This window comes from Streptomyces aureus, from assembly GCF_001418135.1.
Lineage (GTDB): Bacteria > Actinomycetota > Actinomycetes > Streptomycetales > Streptomycetaceae > Streptomyces > Streptomyces aureus_A.
Genome location: NZ_LIPQ01000233.1, coordinates 1 through 20,657 on the forward strand (window position 1 = coordinate 1; position 20,657 = coordinate 20,657).

At 71.9% G+C, this 20,657-nt stretch carries 16 protein-coding genes; 3 read left to right on the forward strand and 13 right to left on the reverse strand.

Going from position 1 to position 20,657, the window contains the following annotated elements; genetic code table 11:
* The 3 genes from AOK00_RS19990 to AOK00_RS20000 all read right to left on the reverse strand — a co-directional run.
* Positions 1 to 462 (reverse strand): response regulator (locus AOK00_RS19990; RefSeq protein WP_301554217.1); only part of this gene is annotated, 462 nt, incomplete at its 3' end.
* The gene (locus AOK00_RS19995) at positions 459 to 1,673 is read right to left on the reverse strand and encodes a sensor histidine kinase (protein WP_055601668.1); all 1,215 of its coding nucleotides are present in this window, start codon (positions 1,671 to 1,673) and stop codon (positions 459 to 461) included. The genes AOK00_RS19990 and AOK00_RS19995, both read right to left, overlap by 4 nt.
* 97 nt (positions 1,674 to 1,770) lie before the next feature.
* Positions 1,771 to 3,888: a DNA gyrase/topoisomerase IV subunit B gene (locus tag AOK00_RS20000; RefSeq protein WP_055601669.1), complete on the reverse strand. Its 2,118-nt coding sequence runs from the start codon at positions 3,886 to 3,888 to the stop codon at positions 1,771 to 1,773.
* A gap of 433 nt (positions 3,889 to 4,321) precedes the next feature.
* Between AOK00_RS20000 and AOK00_RS20005 the strand changes: the two genes are divergently transcribed.
* Positions 4,322 to 4,552, forward strand: a complete 231-nt coding sequence (locus AOK00_RS20005; RefSeq protein WP_015036683.1) for a DUF7455 domain-containing protein — start codon at positions 4,322 to 4,324, stop codon at positions 4,550 to 4,552.
* A 114-nt stretch (positions 4,553 to 4,666) separates the two neighbouring features.
* On the opposite strand, the gene AOK00_RS20010 is transcribed toward AOK00_RS20005, so the two are convergent.
* From AOK00_RS20010 to AOK00_RS20040, 7 genes are all read right to left on the reverse strand, one after another.
* Entirely contained in the window at positions 4,667 to 5,485 is an 819-nt protein-coding gene (locus AOK00_RS20010) for a serine protease (protein WP_055601670.1), read from the reverse strand.
* A 169-nt stretch (positions 5,486 to 5,654) separates the two neighbouring features.
* Positions 5,655 to 7,202, reverse strand: a complete 1,548-nt coding sequence (locus AOK00_RS20015) for an RNA polymerase sigma factor (RefSeq protein ID WP_055601692.1) — start codon at positions 7,200 to 7,202, stop codon at positions 5,655 to 5,657.
* A gap of 377 nt (positions 7,203 to 7,579) precedes the next feature.
* Entirely contained in the window at positions 7,580 to 8,467 is an 888-nt protein-coding gene (locus AOK00_RS20020) for a FadR/GntR family transcriptional regulator (RefSeq protein WP_079042089.1), read from the reverse strand.
* A 160-nt stretch (positions 8,468 to 8,627) separates the two neighbouring features.
* Positions 8,628 to 10,436 (reverse strand): ABC transporter ATP-binding protein, encoded by a 1,809-nt coding sequence (locus AOK00_RS20025; RefSeq protein WP_055601672.1) that lies wholly within the window; start codon positions 10,434 to 10,436, stop codon positions 8,628 to 8,630.
* 122 nt (positions 10,437 to 10,558) lie between these two features.
* On the reverse strand, positions 10,559 to 11,392 hold the full coding sequence (locus AOK00_RS20030; protein ID WP_055601673.1) for an NUDIX hydrolase: 834 nt from the start codon (positions 11,390 to 11,392) through the stop codon (positions 10,559 to 10,561).
* 109 nt (positions 11,393 to 11,501) lie between these two features.
* Positions 11,502 to 13,586, reverse strand: coding sequence for a glycogen debranching N-terminal domain-containing protein (locus AOK00_RS20035; protein ID WP_055601674.1), 2,085 nt, complete (start codon positions 13,584 to 13,586; stop codon positions 11,502 to 11,504).
* A 115-nt stretch (positions 13,587 to 13,701) separates the two neighbouring features.
* Positions 13,702 to 15,120 carry a DUF4192 domain-containing protein gene (locus tag AOK00_RS20040; RefSeq protein ID WP_055601675.1) on the reverse strand — a complete coding sequence of 473 codons (1,419 nt, stop codon included), beginning with the start codon at positions 15,118 to 15,120 and terminating at the stop codon, positions 13,702 to 13,704.
* A gap of 141 nt (positions 15,121 to 15,261) precedes the next feature.
* Between AOK00_RS20040 and AOK00_RS20045 the strand changes: the two genes are divergently transcribed.
* Both AOK00_RS20045 and AOK00_RS20050 read left to right on the forward strand, forming a co-directional pair.
* Positions 15,262 to 17,445, forward strand: a complete 2,184-nt coding sequence (locus AOK00_RS20045) for a RecQ family ATP-dependent DNA helicase (protein WP_055601676.1) — start codon at positions 15,262 to 15,264, stop codon at positions 17,443 to 17,445.
* Between the two features lie 228 nt (positions 17,446 to 17,673).
* A complete protein-coding gene (locus AOK00_RS20050) occupies positions 17,674 to 18,303 on the forward strand; it encodes a hypothetical protein (protein WP_055601677.1) in 630 nt (209 codons plus the stop codon).
* A gap of 61 nt (positions 18,304 to 18,364) precedes the next feature.
* Here the strand turns inward: AOK00_RS20050 and AOK00_RS20055 are convergent, their stop codons facing one another.
* The 3 genes from AOK00_RS20055 to AOK00_RS20065 all read right to left on the reverse strand — a co-directional run bounded on the left by AOK00_RS20055 (position 18,365) and on the right by AOK00_RS20065 (position 20,571).
* Positions 18,365 to 18,997, reverse strand: coding sequence for a hypothetical protein (locus tag AOK00_RS20055; RefSeq protein WP_079042090.1), 633 nt, complete (start codon positions 18,995 to 18,997; stop codon positions 18,365 to 18,367).
* A 117-nt stretch (positions 18,998 to 19,114) separates the two neighbouring features.
* Entirely contained in the window at positions 19,115 to 19,825 is a 711-nt protein-coding gene (locus AOK00_RS20060; RefSeq protein WP_055601679.1) for a ribonuclease HII, read from the reverse strand.
* 128 nt (positions 19,826 to 19,953) lie between these two features.
* Positions 19,954 to 20,571 (reverse strand): TetR/AcrR family transcriptional regulator, encoded by a 618-nt coding sequence (locus tag AOK00_RS20065; RefSeq protein ID WP_055601680.1) that lies wholly within the window; start codon positions 20,569 to 20,571, stop codon positions 19,954 to 19,956.
* Positions 20,572 to 20,657 lie beyond the last annotated feature (86 nt).

The window sequence follows — 20,657 nt, forward strand, 5'->3', positions numbered from 1 at the left end:
CCGCTGCACCGTGGGGGAAAGTCCCGCCCGCCCGTCGGTCACGTCCCGCAGGGCCCGTACGATCTCGTCCCCGTCCGCGTCCTTGGTCAGGTACCCGCGCGCCCCGGCCCGCAGCGCGGGGAACAGCGAGTCGTCGTCGGCGTAAGTGGTGAGCACCACGATCTCCGTACCGGGGTGCCGCTCACGGATCCGGCGGGTGGCCTCGACACCGTCGCAACGCGGCATGCGCAGGTCCATCAGGACCACGTCGGGCGCGAGTTCGGCGGTCAGCGCGACCGCCTCCTCCCCGTCCCGGGCGGACCCGACGACCTCGACCCCGGCGAGCAGCCCGAGCAGCATCACGATCCCCTCACGCACCACGGCCTGATCGTCGGCGACCACCACCCGCACCGCCCGAGCCCCCTCCCGGGAATCGACGTCCTCCGGCCGGGACAGACCCACGGCCCTCTCGTCGGCGCTCATGCCGGCACTCGCAGCCGCACGGCGAATCCCGGCCCGTCCGGCCCCGCGTCCAGACTGCCGCCGAGCAGTTCGGCTCGCTCCCTCATCCCGACCAGTCCGTACCCGGAGCCGGACGAGCCGAGCCCGTACCCCTCTCCCCCGCCCTCGGCCGTGGAGGGTGGCCCGGAGTCACATATCTCCAAGGAGATCTCGTCGGTCTCGTAGGCGAACCGAATCCGGGTCCGTGCGCCGGGGGCGTGCTTGCGCACGTTCGTCAGGGCCTCCTGCGCGACCCGCCGCACCGCCTGGGAGGCCTCGGCCGGCAGGCTCCGGCGCTCTCCGCTGACATCGACCTCGGCACGGTCCTGCCGGGCCAGCTCCCGCAGGTACTCCTCGACTGGCACCATGTCACCGCGCAGTGCCGACAGCGCGTGCCGGGTCTCCGCGAGCCCCTCTCTGGCCATGGAGCGGGCCGAGGTGACGAGCTTGAGGACCTCGCTCCGGCCCGCACCCGCCTCGATCTGGAGCCGTGCGACCTCCAGGTGCACCATCTGGGCGGAGAGGCTGTGGGCGAGCACGTCGTGTATCTCGCGGGCGATCCTGGCTCTCTCCGCCAGCGCGGCCGACGCGGCCTCGGCCTCCCGGGCGAGCCGCTCCTGGGCGAGCAGCTGGAAACCGGCCCCGCGGGCGTGGGCGTCGAGCCGGAGCGAGTAGCCCGCGAGCAGCACGGCCCCGGTCGTGAGGCCGGCTCCCAGGATCCCGGTCTCGTCCGCCTCCACGAAGCCGGGGACGAGCACGGCCACGGTGGCCAGGGCGAAGGGCAGCGGCAGCCGTTCCATCGCCATGATCGAGACGACTATCCACATCACGGTCGCGGGCGTGGGCGCCCCGGCCGCGTAGGCCCCGAGGCCGCACAGGGCTATCACCCCGAGCAGCCCCAGCGAGGCCGCGGGCCGGTGGTCGAGGGTCGTGTGGTGGTAGCCGAGCGCCGCCGCCACACAGAGCCCGAAGCCGAGGGGAGGCAGCGGCGCGTACCAGCCGTCGAACCCTCCCGAGGTGTAGCAGCCGGCGAGCACCCAGACGCTCAGGGCCGTGATCATGCTGTAGTCCAGGATGATCCGGCCCCGGGGTACTCCCAGCCGGGTGAGCGCCTCCCGCGAGGGCCAGGAGCTCCAGGAGCCTTCCTGGGCCGTACCGGTCCTCGCGTCCGCCCGCTCGCGCTTCTCGTTCACGCCTGTCCCCCTCCGTCACCTCAATGCTACGGAGAGTCGAAGGGGGTGTGATCGGCCCGTGGGTGGAGCGTGTGGCTCCACCCACGGGTGGAGCGCCTCAGGCGTCGATGCGCGAGCGGTCGAGGGTCGCCGCGGAGCCGGTGATGAACTCCTTGCGGGGCGCCACGTCGTTGCCCATGAGGAGGTCGAAGACCTGCTCCGCCGCGTCCAGGTCGCCGATGTTGATCCGGCGCAGGGTGCGGTGACGCGGGTCCATCGTGGTCTCCGCGAGCTGGTCGGCGTCCATCTCGCCCAGACCCTTGTAGCGCTGGATGGAGTCCTTGTAGCGCACTCCCTTGCGCTGGTACTCCAGCAGGGTCTGGCGCAGCTCGTTGTCCGAGTACGTGTAGACGTACTTGTCCTGGCCCTTCTTGGGCTGGACGAGCTCGATCCGGTGCAGCGGGGGCACGGCGGCGAAGACCCGCCCGGCCTCGACCATCGGCCGCATGTAGCGCTGGAAGAGCGTCAGCAGCAGACAGCGGATGTGGGCGCCGTCGACGTCGGCGTCGACCAGGAGGACGATCTTCCCGTAACGGGCCGCGTCGATGTCGAAGGTGCGACCCGATCCCGCTCCTATGACCTGGATGATCGCCCCGCACTCGGCGTTCTTCAGCATGTCCGAGACGGACGACTTCTGGACGTTGAGAATCTTGCCGCGGATCGGCAGCAGGGCCTGGAACTCGCTGTTGCGGGCGAGCTTGGCCGTACCGAGGGCCGAGTCCCCCTCGACGATGAAGAGCTCGCTGCGCTCCACGTCGTCGCTGCGGCAGTCGGCCAGCTTCGCCGGCAACGAGGAGGACTCCAGCGCGGTCTTCCTGCGCTGCGCCTCCTTGTGCTGGCGGGCGGCGATGCGCGTCCGGGCGGCGGCGACGGCCTTGTCCAGGACGGCACGGGCCTGCGCCTTGGCGTCCCGCTTGGTCGAGGTGAGGAAGGCCTTGAGCTCCTTCGCGACCACGTTCGCCACGATCCGGCGGGCCGCGGACGTACCGAGGACCTCCTTGGTCTGCCCCTCGAACTGCGGCTCGGCGAGGCGGACCGTCACGACCGCCGTGAGGCCCTCCAGGGCGTCGTCCTTGACGATGTCGTCCTCGGCGACGCGCAGCATCTTCGAGGAGCGCAGCACCTCGTTCACGGTCTTGGTGACGGCCTGCTCGAAGCCCGAGACGTGGGTGCCGCCCTTGGGCGTGGCGATGATGTTGACGAAGGACTTGACCGTGCTGTCGTAGCCGGTGCCCCAGCGAAGGGCGACGTCGACGGCGAGCTCACGGGTGACCTCGGTCGGCGTCATGTGGCCACGCTCGTCGAGGACCGGGACGGTCTCCTTGAAGGTGCCCTGGCCGGTCAGGCGCTGGATGTCGCAGACGGCCTTGTCCTGCGCGAGGTACTCGCAGAACTCGCTGATGCCGCCGTCGAAGCGGAAGGTCTCCTCGCTCTTGCCGATCCCCGCGAGGTCCCGCTCGTCGCGGACGACGATGGTGAGGCCGGGCACGAGGAAGGCGGTCTGCCGGGCGCGCTGGTGCAGCGTCTCCAGGGAGAGCTTGGCGTCCTTGAGGAAGATCTGCCGGTCCGCCCAGTAGCGCACGCGCGTGCCGGTGCGGGTCTTGGGGACGCGCTTGCCCTTGCGCAGGCCGTTGCCCGGATCGAAGGGGCTGTCGGGGCCCTGCTCCGTGAAGATGCCCGGCACACCCCGGCGGAAGCTGATCGAGTGCGTGGCACTGTTCCGGTCGACCTCGACGTCGAGGCGGGCCGACAGCGCGTTGACCACGGAGGCGCCGACGCCGTGCAGACCGCCGGACGCGGCGTACGATCCGCCGCCGAACTTTCCGCCGGCGTGCAGCTTGGTCATGACGACCTCGACTCCGGAGAGTCCGGTCTTCGGCTCCACGTCGACCGGGATGCCCCGGCCGTTGTCCTGGACCTCGACGGAGCCGTCGTCGTGGAGGACGACCTCGATGTGGTCGCAATAGCCCCCGAGGGCCTCGTCGACGGAGTTGTCGATGATCTCCCAGATGCAGTGCATCAGGCCGCGGCTGTCGGTGGACCCGATGTACATACCGGGGCGCTTGCGGACCGCTTCGAGCCCTTCGAGTACGAGCAGGTGCCGCGCGGTGTAGTTGGAAGCGTCACGGTCTGCGGTCAGCAGCGCACTGGACGGCACGGACGTTTCGGCGGTCACGCGGTTCGCTCCTCGCTGAATTTGAAATCTGGCCCAGTGGGGGTAAGGCCCGGCGTCGGTCACCCGTCAGAGGGTACCGATGCCTGGTAGAGCCGTTGTTACGCCACCCTCCCCGATTCTTCATGCTAGACCAGCGTCGCATGGGTGTTCGATCCCTCGATGGGGTGACGTGAACATCACGTTCCCTTCCGCGCATGAACCATTTAGGCTCCGGGCACGTCCTCATGAACAACCGGCAACCACGCCGGGGGGACCGACCACCACAAGCAACGCGAAATCCGTAGAGCGACGCAATACGGCTCATTCGCCGCCAACCGGCAGCAGACAGCCACCTGCGAAGAAGTTTGAAGGAAAAGCCGCGAGCGGGAACGTTTTCGGCCTGGTTGGATGTTGACCCTGGTACGACAGCTCGTCGAGCTAGAGAAGAGGCGACGTGACTACTGTTCTGACCCCCGCGAGCCCCCTGACGGCCGCTGACCGTTGCGACCGCTGCGGCGCCCAGGCTTACCTGCGTGTCGTCCTGACCAGCGGAGGTGACTTGCTCTTCTGCGCCCACCACGGACGTAAGTTCGAGCCGGAACTCAAGAAGATCGCCGTTGAGATACAGGATGAGACGGACCGCCTGACGGACGTGCCGGCCCGCACGCAGGGCGACGACCACTGACGTCTCGCATCCACGACGAGCCCAGATCCGGCCAATGACCGGACAACGGGCGGCCACCACCCGCATTCCGAGGGGGTGGCCGCCCGTTCGCGTACCGCCACTGTCCGCCGTGGATCAGAAGCTCTCCGGCAGCACCGCCGAGACGCGGGTGTAGACCCCCGGGTTCTCCGCCTGCCCACAGCCGCTGCCCCAGGACACCAGGCCGACAAGGAGCCCCTTCGCCACGAGCGGGCCTCCGCTGTCGCCCTGGCAGGCGTCCCTGCCGCCGCGCGGGTCGCCCGCGCACAGCATCGTGTCGCCCCGATAGGGGACGCCGAACCCTCCCGGGTACGCGCGCTCGCACGCGCTGTCCGGCAGCACCTGGACCCGCGCCGTCCGCAGCGTGGAGGCGTAGGTCCCGTTGCCGGTCGTGTCGCCCCAGCCGTAGACGTCCGCCTCCGCGCCGGGCGTGTACGCCGCGTCTCCCGTGCGGGCGACGCCGATGACGTACGACTGCGGCAGCGCGCTCACCAGCGTCAGTACCGCGAGGTCGCCCGAGTTCGTCGTCGGGTCGTAGTCGGGATTGACCCAGGTGTCCGAGATCCGCACCTCCTGCCCGCCCTGCCCGCGCAGCGCGGCGCGGCCCGCGATGACCACGAAGTCGCGCACCTCCCACGGCTCGCCGCCGAGGACCTCACGTCCCAGGCAGTGGGCCGCCGTGAGCACCTTGGTCGGCGCCACGAGCACGCCGCCGCAGAACTGCCCCGCGCGCGTACCCCCGAACCGGTCACGGCTGGACAGCGCCACGACCCAGGGCGCTTCAGTGATCTGGGCCTGCCGGCCGCCCACCACGACGCTGTCGGCGGCCACGGGTGCGGCCGTGGCCAGCTGCCCCGCCGCCGCCGCGATCAGGCCCAGAGCACCCGTCAATGCTCGGGTGAGGGAACCACGCATGGAGCCTCCTGACTCTCCGGTGATGTCGCTTCACCCAGAGTCCAGCACACGGCCGCGCGGTGCATCCCGCGCGCAGCCGGAGGGCCCGGCTCCCCCTCGGGGAACCGGGCCCTTCCGCGTACCGCTCCTGACTCGCGTCCGCCACTCTCGCGGACTGCCGAGGTACGGATCAGTCGAGGTAGTCGCGCAGCACCTGCGAGCGCGACGGGTGGCGCAGCTTCGACATGGTCTTCGACTCGATCTGGCGGATCCGCTCGCGGGTCACGCCGTAGACCTTGCCGATCTCGTCCAGCGTCTTCGGCTGACCGTCGGTGAGACCGAAGCGCATCGAGACGACGCCGGCCTCACGCTCGGAGAGCGTGTCCAGCACGGAGTGCAGCTGCTCCTGGAGGAGCGTGAAGCTCACCGCGTCGGCCGGAACGACCGCCTCGGAGTCCTCGATCAGGTCGCCGAACTCGCTGTCGCCGTCCTCACCCAGCGGGGTGTGGAGGGAGATCGGCTCACGACCGTACTTCTGGACCTCGATGACCTTCTCAGGGGTCATGTCGAGCTCCTTCGCCAGCTCCTCCGGGGTGGGCTCACGGCCCAGGTCCTGGAGCATCTGACGCTGCACACGCGCGAGCTTGTTGATGACCTCGACCATGTGCACCGGGATACGGATGGTGCGGGCCTGGTCGGCCATGGCGCGGGTGATCGCCTGACGAATCCACCAGGTGGCGTACGTGGAGAACTTGTAGCCCTTGGTGTAGTCGAACTTCTCGACCGCGCGGATCAGACCCAGGTTGCCCTCCTGGATCAGGTCCAGGAAGAGCATGCCGCGGCCGGTGTAGCGCTTGGCCAGCGAGACCACCAGACGGAGGTTGGCCTCCAGGAGGTGGTTCTTGGCCCGGCGGCCGTCCTCGGCGATGATCTCCAGCTCGCGCTTGAGCTTCGGCGCGAGCTTGTCCGAGTTCGCGAGCTTGTCCTCGGCGAACAGGCCGGCCTCGATGCGCTTGGCGAGCTCGACCTCCTGCTCGGCGTTGAGGAGCGGGACCTTGCCGATCTGCTTCAGGTAGTCCTTGACCGGGTCGGCGGTGGCACCGGCGACGGCGACCTGCTGCGCCGGAGCGTCGTCCTCGTCCTCGTCGGACAGGACGAAGCCCTTGCTCTCGCCCTCGGTCTCCTCTTCCTCGCCCTTCCCGGGCGCGACGTCCTCGAGCAGCTCTTCGCCCTCGACGGCTTCGTCGGCGTCCTTCTTGGACGTGGTCTTCTTGGCCGCCGTCTTCTTGGCGACGGTCTTCTTGGCCACCGCCTTCTTGGCGACGGTCTTCTTCGCGGCCGCCTTCTTGGCGACGGATCCGGCCTCGTCGGCCGGGTCGTCGCCCTCTGCCGCGGAGGCCGTGGCGGCCGTGACGGTCGTCTTCGTCACGGTCGTCCTGGCGGTGACGGTCTTGGTGGCGGTGCGCTTGGCCGGGCTCTTCGCGGCGACGCTCTTGCGGGCGCGCTTCGGCGACTCCGCTGCACTGACCATCAGCGTCACACCCTCTTCCTCGAGGATCTGATTGAGGCTGCGCAGAACATTCTTCCACTGGGTTGGCGGAATCTGGTCAGCCTCGAAGGCCCGACGCACGTCATCGCCGGCGATCTGCCCATCAGCCTTTCCCCGCTCGATGAGCGCCATCACAGACTCGGACTCGGCGATCTCCGGCGGGAGCGTACGGGATGTGCTGGCCGACACGAACAACCTCTCGGAACGATGGAAACGGCTTCCGGCCCCGCCCTGGAGGGCTGGAGCCGACGACCGTCGACGGGGAATGTGCCGACGGCGCGGGCTGGACCGGGGAACTGCACAGCGCCTCCATCGGCTGCTGTATTCCTTCCTCGGCTGTCACCTCTTAGGTCATCGCACGGCTCGGAGGAGTGTTACGCCCAATCTTCGTGGCCCGAGTCACACCTCATGTGCGACAAACCACCGCAGAGGGATATATCAGCGTACATTCACGCCGCCGGAATCCTGGCACCGGCCGGGGAAACCCTTCCGGGCTCCCCGGGCGGTGCTCGGATCCGGCGGCGCGCGACGTCCACACCTCCGCGCTCCCGGCCACGGCCCGCGGGTCAGTGTTCGCGGGGGGCGGGAACGACGCGCTCCACCTCGGGGTGGACCGTGAGCAGGGCGCGCATGGCCGCCTCGGCCCCGAGGGCGTCGCCCGCGGCGAGCGCGTCCACGATCCGTGCGTGGTGCGCGAGACAGGCCTCGCTCGGGCGGTCGCAGCCCGTGACGGGACCGCCGGACACCTGGAGCGCCGCGCCGACGATGCCGGAGAGGTGCTCCAGCATGCGGTTCCCGGCGAGCTGGATGAGGAGCGAGTGGAACTCGGTGTCGGCGCGGGAGAACGTGATGCCGTCCCCCTGGGCGAACGCGTGGCCCATGATCTCGACCATGTCGGCGAGACGCTGCTGCACGTCCTCGCGACCGTGCCCGGCGGCCAGGCGGGCGGCCAGGGGCTCGATCGTCCAGCGGAGCTCGTTCAGCTCACGGCGCTGGTTGTCGCGCTGCGGGCCGAAGGCGCGCCACTCGATGATGTCGGGGTCGAGGAGGTTCCAGTCACTGACGGGCCTGACGCGGGTGCCGACGTTCGGGCGGGCGCTGACGAGCCCCTTGGCCTCGAGCACGCGCAGCGATTCGCGGACGACGGTGCGCGAGACCTCGAACCGCTGACCGATCTCCTCGGGGACGAGCGGACGGTCGGCGCCGAGATCGCCGGAGACGATCATCTGGCCGAGCTGCTGGACGAGCTGGCCGTGCAGCCCGCGCCCCCGGTTGCCGGCGCTGCGGCGGCCGACGCGGCCCAGGTCGGTGTCCACCCCCTCCCAGGAGGGCGGGCCCACGCGGCCGGCGGCGGGCGCCTCCGCGTAGGGGTAGCGGTCGAGATCGCCCGGGGCGCCGACGCCGGAGTCGACGGAGCGGGCGGCGGTCATCATGGTGTGCGCAAGGGTACTCACGCATCCTTTGTCGGCGCTGCTTCCGTGACCCTTGAGGTCTTTGGTGAAAAGCACACGAAAGGGTGATCGGCACCCCCTACACAATTGACGATTAATCGGACATAGCAGGCAGCTTTCAAGGGAGTTGACCGCGAACCGGAACCTTTAGGTCCGAAAGTGATCACCAACGCGCCTTGCGACGAAGGCCGGTGAACACATACGCACAGAGCAATCCGGTCAACGTCAGCGAGAGAGCCACTCCCGCGGGCTGCCCGAGCACCCGCAGCCCGCCCGCCAGCCAGCGATCCACCGCCGGGGACCACTGCGGACCGGCGAGTTCCCGGAGTCGCGAGGGCAGTCCGGCGGCCGACCGCACCGACGGTCCGGTCAGCACCTTCTGGAGCAGCGGGACGAAGGCGACCGGTACCGCGAGGACCGCCGCCACACCGGCCGCGGCAGCCCGGAAGACCCCGGCGCCGAGGACTCCGGCCCAGGCGCAGCCGACGATCAGCCCCAGCCAACTCGCACAGAGAGCCGGCCAGTTCTTCGGTACGGAGATCAACTCTCCGCCGTAGACGAACCGCAGAACCTCAAGATCCACCACGACGACGGCCGCACCGAGCACCAGGGCGACTCCCGCCGCCACGGCCAGTTTCGCCAGTAGCAGGCCGGGCCTGCGCGGCACGGCTCCCCGGCCCGTGGTGAGCGCGGGATAGCGGTACTCCTCGCCGAAGGAGAAGGCGCCGAGCAGTCCGGCCCCGAGCGCCGCGGGCGGCAGCGGGGAGAGCGCGGGCCAGCCGGCCACGACCGCGGGCAGGGCGGCGCTCCCGCCCCGTCCGAGGAGCAGGGCGATGGTCACGGAGCCGAGCAGGACGGCCGCGGCGACCAGCGGTGTGGACGGCACGCCCAGGAGGCGATGGATCTCGTACCGCAACGGCCGCAGGGGCGAGCGGGCGGGCCGCCGGGCCCCACCCCTCTCCCCGGCGGCGGGGGCACCGGTCACGGGATCAGTGGCTACGGGGTCAGCGGGTACGGGACCGCCGGCTTCGACCTCACGACCCGAGCCGGACTCCGGGCCGCCCTCTCCCGTCGTGGTACGCGGAACAGGCAAGGCGCCGGCGGTGTCGCCGGTCTCGGCGGCGAGCAGGTGGATCGGTACGCCATGCCGGAACGCCGTGTCGCCGACGGCCGCGCAGTCGCTCCCGTAGACGGACAGTCGGTTGCCGTCCTCGGCGACGACCTCCACCGGCCGACGGGCCGCCCTGGCCTCCTGGGTCACGACCGCGGCGAGCCGTGCGGCCTGCGGGGTGCGGACGGCGACGCGGGGGCGCAGCCGGGTACGGGCGAACTCGGCGACGTCCTGGTCGGCGACGAGTCGCCCGCCGTCGAGCGTGACGACCCGGTCGGCGTTGCGGACGGCGTCCTTGGGGTCCGCCGTGGTGTACAGCACGGTTCCCCCTTCGTCCGCGTGCGCCCGCAGCAGCTCGTACAGCCAGGCGCTCTCGGGTACGGAGAGGCCGGCACCCGGCTCGTCGAGCAGCAGCGTGTGAGGGTCACCCAACAAGGCGGAGGCGAGCCCGAGTCGGCGATCGGCCCCGATCGGCAGGGTCCCGATCCGCCGGCGCTCCAGGCCGTCGAGACCGACGGCCCGCGAGAGTTCCCCGGCCCGCGATGCGGGAACCCCCGTGGCGGCGCAGAGCATCCGCAGCTGGCCCCGGAGTGTGCGGGAGGGGTGCCCGGGGATGTCGCCGAGGAGGACGCCGACCTCGCGCGGAGGGTGGGCGATGCGGTGCAGCGGCCGGCCCCGGAAGTAGGTGATCCCGCGGCCCGGCTCGAGTTCGAGCATGAGCCGGAGCGCGGTGGTCTTGCCGGAGCCCGCGGCACCGAGGAGAGCCGTCACGGCACCCGGCCGGGCCTCGAAGGTCAGGTCGTCCACGGCGGGCGGGCGATCGCGGCGGGGAGTGCTGGTCAGTCCGATTGCCTGGAGCATCGCTTCTCTCGCGGTAGATGACACCGCTCCGCGGCAGGGCGGTGCTATCGCAGCAAGATAACGCTACATTTCGGACTTTCGGTGCAGGGTTGGCGCCCAGGAGCGCCGGAAACACCGGTCTGTCAGACCTCGGGGCGCAACATCGGCGGGTTGAGGAGAGTGGCCCCACCTGCTCTGAAGAGCTGGGCCGGGCGCCCGCCCTGACGAGTCGTGGTGCCACCGGCCGGCACGAGGAAGCCGGGCGTGCCGGTCACCTTCCGATGGAAGTTGCGCGGATCCAGGGCCACACCCCAGACGGCCTCGTAGACGCGCCGCAGCTCTCCGACCGTGAACTCCGGCGGGCAGAAGGCCGTGGCCAGGGAGGAGTACTCGATCTTGGAGCGGGCCCGCTCCACCCCGTCGGCGAGGATCCGGGCATGGTCGAAGGCGAGCGCCACCGGGCCGCCTTCCTTCTCGTCACCTGCCGCCTCACCGGAGCCCCCGGCGCCGGCGCCATGGGCCGCTCCGGCCTCCGCGGTCCCGGCGAGCACGTCCTCGCCGAGCAGCTCCTCGACAGGTGCCCACCGGGCGCTGTTCGCGTCGCCACCTGCCCGAGGCGCGGGAAGGTCCGGGGCGAGCGCCAGATGCGCGACGCTGACCACCCTCATGCGGGGGTCACGGTCGGGCGCCCCGTACGTCGCCAGCTGCTCCAGGTGCGCGCCGTTGCTCGGTACCGGCGGCGGGGCGGCCGGATCGTGGGCACAGAGGCCCGTCTCCTCGACCAACTCACGCGCGGCGGCACCGCTGAGGTCCTCGTCCTCCCGCACGAAGCCACCGGGGAGCGCCCAACGCCCCTGGTACGGCGCCTCTCCCCGTCGCACGACCAAGGTGCAGAGCGCATGGCGGCGCACGGTGAGCACGACCAGATCGACGGTCACGGCGAAGGGCGGAAAGGCCGACGGGTCGTAGGGAGGCATGCCGCGATCATAGTCGTCTTCCTGACGATAAGCACGCCCCTCGGAAGCATCCGCGCCGACTTCCACGCCCCGCCGCGAGGCTTCCGTCGTGTCTGTGCCCGGCATCCCGTCACACCCCCAGTTGAAGGCCCTCTGCGGCCTCCTCGACCATACCGAGACCGAGCCTGCCGACCCGCACGGCGAAGGGCTCACCCGCGACCACGAGACCCGAGAACCGGATCGCTCCGAGCGGCGCCGACCGCAGAGGATGCGTCGACACGGACCGACCCGGCGCGTCCGGCCGGATTCCGGCGAGGGCGAGCAGCGCGTGGACGGCTCCGGCGGCCGAGACGGCCGCCGGCCGGCACGCTGCGGGGTGCGGCACCGGCCGCCCGCCCGCCGTGCGCTGCTCCCCCGCGTACATCTCGGGCAGCCGGTACGTGAAGGCCTCCGCCGCGTCGAGCAGCCCACGGAGCAGTGAGGCGGCCTCCTTCTCGTGGCCGAGGGCGGCGAGTCCTGCCACGGCGACCGCCGTCTCGTGCACCCGCACCGCACCCGCACGGTGGCCGAAGGGGTTGTGTCCCGGCTCCTTGGCGCCCAGACCGCGCAGCCCCCAGCCGGAGTCCAGGGCAGGGGTGCCGAGCAGTCTGGCCACCTGTTCGGTCTCCGTCCTGTCCAGCAGCCCGTGGGCGAGTCGGCCGCCGCCCAGCAGCCCGGTGTCGAGAAGATGCGCGGCCCAGCCACCGAGATGGGGCCAGGTCCGGCCGTCCGGTCCACGGGCGACGGCAGGCCGACCGCCGGCCCGGTCGTCGAGCCAGAACTCCCGCCGGAAGCGCTCGCGCAGCGTCTCCGCCGCATCGCGCAGGGCGTCTCCCCCGGGCCTGCCGCAGGCGTCGAGCAGATCCGCTCCGAGCAGCGCCGCGCGATGCGCGTGTGCCTGCGTCTCGGCGCGCCAGGGCCCGGCGGGCCCCGGGTCCGGCACGAGCCCGCTCGCGCCGGCCGTCCGGCGCAGCCAGTCGAGGCAGCGCTCCGCCACGGGCAGCAGCTCTTCCAGGTCCGCCGCCGGGAGCCCCCAGCGGCGGGCCTCGGCGAGCACGACCGGACAGGCGAGGGTGGCCTCGATGCCGGTGCAGCGGGGTGGCAGGTGCGGGCCGGCGTCCCTGAGTGGCCCCTGGATGCGGCCGGACTCGGCTCCGGCGTCCGAGAGTTGGGTGCGCCCGAGAGCACGCAGGGTGGTGACGGCGAGCCGGGTGCCGAGGGGCAGGGCCATCCGGGCCGCCCAGAGCGCCTCGGCGGTGACGGGTCCGCAGCGCCATGGGACGCCTGCGGCGAGGTGGACGTCCGCCGGGTGCGCCGGGTCGCGCTGGAGCAGGGCCCGCAGGTCCTCGACGGAGGCGTGCAGCAGCTCCCCGGGACGGGTGTCGTCGCCCTCGGCGCGGGCTTCGGAGAGGACGTGGCCTCCGGGCCGCCCGGCACCGCCCGGGGAGCCGGTGGGACGACCGGACGAGCCGTCGCGTACCCGCAACCGGACCGTGAACGTGCCCCCGGCCGCCAGCTCGGCCTCCCAGCGGAGGACGCCCGCCGCCGCCAGGGCGTCCATGGGAGGCGGGTCCGCCGTGACGGTGACGGATCGTCCGCCGTCGCCGGTCCAGCGCAGGCCTGTGCCGTGAACGCTCGCGGTGAGCTCGGGTCCGGGCCGGCCGGACGCCACCGCGCCCAGGTCCGCGAGATCCGACCCCAGAGCGATTTCCACGGGGAGCCGGAGGGGGCGGGGGACGGCGCTGCGCAGGGTGATCCGTTCGGTGCCGTCGGCGCTCCGTGTGCGTTCGACGGTGAGCCCGGGATCGGGGCCCGGGTCCCCGGGGACACGGAGGACCCCGAGGAACACCGCCCGATCCGCGGCCGCCATACGGCCCTGGAGGGCGACCGGCTCACGCCCCGCCACGCGCAGGACGCAGCGGGAGAGGAGCCGTCGCCCCGCCGTGTACACGCCCTCGGGTCCCTCGCCGGTGAGCTGGCCGTGCCCGGCGCAGACGGCGAGGGCGGGCAGGGCCACGCAGAGAAGCGCGTCGTGCACCGAGGGGAGCTCCGCGGGCCGGGCCGCGCGCGGCGGCCCGGCGCCGGTCCCGGGGTGGCGCCCGGTAGGGCGTCCCTGCACGTGACCGATCGGGGGGCCGGTGGGGCGGCCTGGGGCCGGGACAGGGCTGAGGGCCATGGCGGGTACGGGGTGCTCTCTGTGCGGACCGGGCGGCCGGCGAAGTGTCGGCGGGTCGGTTCGGACGACTCCGCCAGAGAGCTGAACGCGCCGACGGGCGGCCGGGTCACGGTCGTCATCGCCCGCTCCTGGTGCCACGCTGCCCGCCGCGCCTCGGACTTCCGCTCCCCGGCTTGCCCGCGGCAGGCCCGCCGGGCCGGACGCCGGCCGCGGAACGGCGCTCCGCTCCACCGGTCTGGCGACCGGGCTTCCTCAGGGTCTGCCGACTGCTCCGCGGGCGGGCGACGTGCGTCCGGACCTGCGGTGACGCGCCCGGAGCGGCCTCGTTCGAGGCGATCCGGCTGTCCCGCTCGGTCCGCAGACAGGAGCGGAGCGACTCGGGGTCGAGCCCTTCGTTGCACGCCTGGTGCAGCAGCCGGGCGAACACGTACTCGGGGTCGATGTCGAGTGCGAGCCCCAGGGCGACCCGGGCGGTCGGCTCGTCGCCGGTGGACCAGGCCGTCCAGCCCGCGAGGGTGAGCGGTGCGGCGGCGTGCTCCTGGTAGGGGGCGACGCAGCGCCGGGCAAGCACGCGCCAGAGGCGCAGGGCGGCGGTGCCCTCCCAGCCCTCCATCCATTCGGCGGCGCGGTCCCGGGTGACCCGGTCCTGGAGACCGAGGATCAGCGCGGCCGCTTCGCCGGTCTCGACCAGGGCGTCGTCGGCCGCGTCGCTCTCGGCGGTGCCCGCGACGCCCGCCCGCACGGTCCTCGGGGCGCTCGGGCTGCCGGTCTGGCCGGTCGGCCCGGCCTCCCCCGTCGGATTGACGAACCGGCGGAGGACGGCCCGTGCCAGGCGCAGAGTCGTCTCGCGCACCTCCGTGCGCCCCCTGCCCTCGGCGTCCTCGAGGATCCGGGGGACGATCACGGCGGCGCTCGCGTCGAGTGCCGCTCGTTGTTCCTCCTCCCGGGGGCCGCCGGAAGGCTGGAACCGCCTCTCCATGTCCCGCAGGGACCCCCGCACCTGAACTCCGGCGTATGCCGCGGTCGCCGCCATCACCGACGTACCGCTGAGGGCGAGCGGGGTGCCGTCGGGCGGGCAACAGCGGGCGTCGGGGCAGCAGTAGGAGAAGTAGAGACCGTCGGAGATGCAGAGGGCCTCGTAGACGGGGATGTCGAGAGCGCCGCACGCCGTGCGCAGCCGCTGGGCGAACGGGCGCAGTCGCTCCATGACCCTGCGGCCCGTCTCACCCGCCGCGGGGTCCTGGCAGAGGAAGACGACGATGCCGTCGGGCCGGGTGCCGCTCCTTTTGCCTCCCTCGACGAGACATTCGGCGAGGTGATCGGCGGTGGACGCCCATTCGCGGGGGGAGCTGGGAATGCCCAGCCTGACCCGGCCTCCGAAGCGGCCGTGCTCGCCGTGGAGGGCGACCAGGACGACGGAGTCGGTGGGGTGGAAGCCCAGCACGAACGGCAGGGCGTCGGCCAGTTCCGCCGGGCCGCGCAGGGTGATCCGGGTACGGGTGAGGTCACTGGATTCGTGGTGATTCGCGTTCATGGTCAGGACGGTCTCGTGATCTACCGAAATCCGAAACCCCTGTGGATAACTCCCGGAACGGGGCTTCCGTCGATCTGTCGAGTTGTCCACAGGTCCGGCGCTCATTCGCGCGATGTCCGATGCATCGGGTTGCATGGAGTCATGACCCACGCAGACCCCCTGGAAGACCGCGCCGCACTCCGGACCGCCGCCGATGCCGTGCTCGCCCGTCTCGTCTCGGACCCGACAGGCACGGCGAGACTGCGCGAGGACCAGTGGCGGGCCATCGAGGCCCTGGTCGCGGACCGGCGCCGGGCCCTGGTCGTGCAGCGGACGGGCTGGGGCAAGTCGGCCGTGTACTTCGTGGCGACCTCGCTGCTGCGTGAGCGCGGCAGCGGCCCGACCGTGATCGTCTCCCCGCTGCTCGCGCTGATGCGCAACCAGGTGGAGGCGGCCGCTCGGGCGGGCATCCGCGCCCGGACGATCAACTCGTCGAACACGGAGGAGTGGGACACCGTCCAGGAGGAGGTGGCCGCCGGTGAGGTGGATGTGCTCCTGGTGAGCCCCGAGCGGCTCAACAATCCGGACTTTCGTGACCAGGTGCTTCCCCGGCTCGCTGCCGCCACCGGGCTGCTCGTGGTCGACGAGGCGCACTGCATCTCCGACTGGGGGCACGACTTCCGGCCCGACTACCGACGACTGCGCACGATGCTGGCGGACCTGCCGTCCGGGGTTCCGGTACTCGCCACCACGGCCACGGCGAACGCCCGGGTGACGGCGGACGTGGCCGAGCAGCTCGGTACGGGCGCCGGCACGGACGCCCTGGTTCTGCGCGGCGCGCTGGACCGGGAGAGCCTGAGCCTGGGTGTGGTCCGGCTGCCGGACGCGGCCCACCGGCTGGCCTGGCTGGCCGACCACCTCGGCGAGCTGCCCGGTTCCGGCATCATCTACACGCTGACGGTCGCCGCGGCGGACGAGGTCACGGCCTATCTGCGCCAGTGCGGGCACACGGTCTCCTCGTACACGGGCCGCACGGAGAACGCCGACCGGCAGCAGGCGGAGGACGATCTCCAGGCCAACCGGGTCAAGGCCCTGGTGGCGACCTCCGCCCTCGGCATGGGCTTCGACAAGCCCGACCTGGGGTTCGTGGTGCACCTCGGGTCGCCGTCCTCCCCGATCGCGTACTACCAGCAGGTCGGCCGTGCCGGGCGAGGTGTGGAGCACGCCGAGGTGCTGCTGCTGCCCGGGCAGGAGGACGAGGCGATCTGGCGCTACTTCGCCTCGGTCGCCTTCCCGCCGGAGGAGCAGGTGCGCCGCACGATCGACGTGCTCGCGCAGGCGGGCAGGCCCTTGTCCCTGCCCGCGCTGGAGCCCCTGGTGGAGCTGCGCAGGACCCGGCTGGAGACGATGCTCAAGGTCCTCGACGTGGACGGCGCGGTGCGACGTGTGAAGGGCGGCTGGGAGAGCACGGGCCGTCCCTGGGTGTACGACACCGAGCGGTACGCCTGGGTGGCACGGCAGCGGGCGTCCGAACAGCAGGCGATGCGCGACTACGCGGCGTCGTCGGGCTGCCGGATGGAGTTCCTGCGCCGTCAGTTGGACGACGAGGAGGCCGCGCCGTGCGGTCGTTGCGACAACTGTGCGGGGAGCCGCTTCGATCCGAAGGTCTCCGACGCGGCGCTGGACGCGGCCAAGGGCGAGCTGGGCCGGCCGGGTGTGGAGGTCGAGCCCCGGAAGATGTGGCCGACCGGACTCGCAGCGGTCGGGGTCGATCTGAAGGGTCGGATCCCGGCGGGCGAGCAGGCCTTCGGCGGCCGCGCTCTGGGGCGGCTCTCGGACATCGGCTGGGGCAACCGGCTGCGTCCGCTACTGGCCGACACCGCCGCCGATGGTCCGGTTCCGGACGATGTCGTGCAGGCGGTGGTGCATGTGCTCGCCGACTGGGCGAAGGGGCCCGGCGGTTGGGCCTCCGGGGCGCCCGACGCACCTGCCCGGCCGGCCGGTGTGGTCACGGTCGCCTCCCACCGGAGGCCTCGTCTGGTGGGTTCGCTCGGACAGCGGATCGCCGAGATCGGCAGAATGCCCCTGCTCGGAGCGGTGGAGTACGCGCCCGAGGCGGAGGACGTACGACTGTCCCGGACCAACAGCGCCCAGCGGGTGGTCGGACTGCAGCGCACCCTGACGGTCTCCGCCGAACTGGGTGAGCGGCTGGCCGCGGCGGGTGGGCCGGTACTCCTCGTCGACGATCTGTCCGACAGCGGTTGGACCTTGGCGGTGGCGACCCGGCTGCTGCGACGGGCTGGAGCGGAAGGGGTGTATCCGCTGGTACTTGCCGTCCAGGGGTGAAACGGGAGGGGAAACGGGGAGTGAACAATGGGCAACTGGGCAGGGATATGAAAGGCATACCGCCGCAATCCCGTCAGCGGCCTCAATTGCTCGTTGCCGCTCGCCCACGGGCCCGCAAGAATTGGGAAACCGCCTCGCACGCCCCGCCAGCGGTCCGGACGGGCTGTGCTGTGGTGCGCCCTCACCCGACCTTGCCCGCCTCGCGGGCGCGTATCCGAAGGGAGGACCGTGACCCTCGGATTCGCTCCGCCCACAGCCGCCTCGCTCAGATCGCCGTCCGAGTCCACCAACCGCCTCGCTCGGATACTCGAACCGGCCGAGTGGGCCGCGGCGGGGATCCCCCTGTTGAGCAATCCGCGTGAGGTCGTCGGCGGACTGCACTCACGCCACACGCCCACGCCCTCGATGGCGGTCCTGGCGATCCTGGACCACGAGGAACGGATCGCCGCCAGCGCCTCGTTCGTCCGTCGCCCCACCCCGGCGGACGGCTGGGAGTTCCGCAACGCACTGCTCGCACATCTGCGGCGGGTCATTCCGCACGACCTCCGCAGGCGCACACCGGTACGGACCGCGGTGCTGATGTACTGCCGTGAGGGCGACGAGCGCTGGACCGAGGAGGACGGGGCCTGGATGTGGGGCCTCCGGGACGCCTGCACTCTGCACGGTCTCCGCTGCGGCGCGTACATCACGCTGACCCGAGCCGGTTGGCAGGTGCTCGGTGAAGGCCGGGGCGGCCGCCGTCCGAGCTCCGATTCACTTCCCCTGCCGCTCGGCGAGGGGCAGGCCGAGCTCGGCCGGCTGACGCCGAGAACCGCGAGTGGCGCGACCGAGCCCCTGCGCCGGGCCGCCGCGCGCTGATCGCGCGGCGCGGGGCGTCGGCCCCCGCCGGACCCGGTGCGGTCCGGCGGAGGGGCGTTCGTCAGACTCCGGCGCCCGATCCGAGGAGCGCCGTGACGCGCTGCGGGTCACCGCAGACGACGAGCAGGGCTCCGGCGCGGGCCATGGCCGACGGCAGGGCCTTGGCGGCCGTCTCGTCGTCTCCGCCGTTGACGGCGACGATCACCACGGGGCGGGCGGTCGCCCGCTCCACGGCGGCGGCGTGCGCGAAGAACACGTCGTCACCGGTGTCCTGCTGAGCCCAGTAGGCGGCCTCACCGAAGGACAGCTCGTGCGTGGCCCAAGGGTGCGGGTCGCCGGTGGTGAGCACCAGGACCTCGCCCGGCGCCCGGCCGCTCTCCAGGAGCAGGTCCAGGGCCTCTTCGGCGGCGTCGAGTGCGCCGTCCGCGGAGGCCGGGATCAGCTGGAGCTGTGGCGCGGAGCGCTGATCGGAACGATTCTCCGGGGCGTTCGCCGGAGACGGCCCGGGGCCGGGGTGCGGGCGCGGCACCGCGGGCCTGGCAGGGCCGGGAACGGGGCGTCCGGGACGCGGTGAGGCCGCGGTACGCGGGCCGGGTACGGGACGGGGGGTCGACGCGGGGCGGCCGGCGGCCGCGGTGGCGCGGGGACCCTGGGCGCTCTCGTGAATCTGAGGCTCCTCGGGGATGAGAGGCATGAGTAATGGTCTATCAAACGCCGCTGCGTGAGGCACCGGCGGGTGGGCACACATGTGCACCCCGGTCGCGCGGAAGACCCGATCCTTGGACAGGGCCAGGGTCCCGCGACCGGAAGTTCAGAAGTCGAAGCCGAGTTGGCCCCCGCTTTCCAGCGCGACCGCCTCGGCGGAGAGGCGGACCTTTTTGAGGTGGCGCCACCTGGGCATCGCGTCCATGTACGACCAGGAGAGACGGTGGTGCGGGGTGGGCCCCAGCTCTTCGAGCGCCGCTTTGTGGACCGGCGAAGGGTAGCCCGCGTTGGCACCGAAGGCGTACGCCACGTAGCCCTCGTCGTCGACGCCCAGCTCCGCCATGGCGGCATCGCGCCGGACCTTGGCGATCACGGAGGCGGCGGCCACGGCGATGCAGGACTGGTCACCCTTGATCACCGTACGGACCTCCCAGGGGCTGCCGAGGTAGTCGTGCTTGCCGTCGAGGATCACCGCGTCGGGCCGCACGGGGAGGCCTTCCAGGGCCCGGACGGCCGCGAGCCGCAGCGCTGCGGTCATGCCGAGCTCGTCTATCTCCTGCGGAGAGGCGTCGCCCAGCGCGTACGCCGTGACCCAGTGCTCCAGTTCCGCGGCGAGCGCGGTACGGCGCTTGGGGGTGAGCAGTTTGGAGTCGGTGAGTCCTTCGGGCGCCCGGCGCAGTCCGGTGACGGCGGCGCACACGGTGACGGGGCCGGCCCACGCCCCGCGTCCGACCTCGTCGACTCCGGCAACGATCTTGGCGCCGGTGGTGGCTCGGAGCGATCGCTCGACGGTGTGGGTGGGTGGTTCGTACGGCATGGCGCCTGACAGGTTACGCCGGTAGGTGCCGGGTGCGATACCCGGATTCCCGGCGGGAGCCCGAGGGGGCGGCGCGGCGCACCCCCGGGCCCGTGCGCATCACCCCTCGGGGGGCTGCCCGCCCCAGGTCAGGCGCGCAGCAGCGGCACCATGATCCGGTCGATCAGATCGGCGATCTCACGGTCCGGCCATTCGCTCGCGCACACCTTCGAGCGATACATCATCATCGCGGGTACGACGTCGACCACCAGGTCGTTGTTCGCGTCCGCACGCACCTCACCCCTTGCGATTCCGCGGCGCAGCACATCCCGGAAGAGCCGGGCCGAAGGCTCGACCACCCCGGTGACGATCAGGCTGTGGAACCGCTCGGCGGCGTCGGAATCGCATTCGTGAAGGACGGCGCGCAGAGCGAAGCCGGGCTTGGAGTACATGACGTCCCGGACGCGGCGGCACAGCTCGTACAGCTCCTCCCGCACATTTCCCAGATCCGGGGCCTCGTCGAGGGCCGGAAGTCCGGCCTGGAGCGCGTCAGCGACGAGGTCTTCCTTCGAAGGCCATCGCCGGTACACCGCGGCTTTGCCCGTCTGCGCGCCGACCGCGACACCTTCCATCGTCAGACCGTTCCAGCCGACGCTGCCCAGCTGCTCGAGCGTGGCCTCCAGGATGGCCCGTTCGAGTACGGGGCCACGGCGTCGCAGTGCCACCCCTGCCGGCCGGGCGGCGGCCGTGGAGCGCGAAGTAACCATCAGGATCTCTCCGTTGAGGCAGTGTCATGTCTTCGGCAGTGCTCAGTGAACGGTTGCGTTCACTGCGGGGGACTCACTACCGTGAT

Excerpts from the sequence above, each read along its gene's own strand:
- AOK00_RS20010 (WP_055601670.1), bottom strand. The coding sequence starts at position 5,485 with ATGCGTGGTTCCCTCACCCGAGCATTGACGGGTGCTCTGGGCCTGATC.
- AOK00_RS20025 (WP_055601672.1), bottom strand. The coding sequence starts at position 10,436 with ATGCTCCAGGCAATCGGACTGACCAGCACTCCCCGCCGCGATCGCCCG.
- AOK00_RS20030 (WP_055601673.1), bottom strand. The coding sequence starts at position 11,392 with ATGCCTCCCTACGACCCGTCGGCCTTTCCGCCCTTCGCCGTGACCGTC.
- AOK00_RS20035 (WP_055601674.1), bottom strand. The coding sequence starts at position 13,586 with ATGGCCCTCAGCCCTGTCCCGGCCCCAGGCCGCCCCACCGGCCCCCCG.
- AOK00_RS20040 (WP_055601675.1), bottom strand. The coding sequence starts at position 15,120 with ATGAACGCGAATCACCACGAATCCAGTGACCTCACCCGTACCCGGATC.
- AOK00_RS20045 (WP_055601676.1), top strand. The coding sequence starts at position 15,262 with ATGACCCACGCAGACCCCCTGGAAGACCGCGCCGCACTCCGGACCGCC.
- AOK00_RS20055 (WP_079042090.1), bottom strand. The coding sequence starts at position 18,997 with ATGCCTCTCATCCCCGAGGAGCCTCAGATTCACGAGAGCGCCCAGGGT.
- AOK00_RS20060 (WP_055601679.1), bottom strand. The coding sequence starts at position 19,825 with ATGCCGTACGAACCACCCACCCACACCGTCGAGCGATCGCTCCGAGCC.
- AOK00_RS20065 (WP_055601680.1), bottom strand. The coding sequence starts at position 20,571 with ATGGTTACTTCGCGCTCCACGGCCGCCGCCCGGCCGGCAGGGGTGGCA.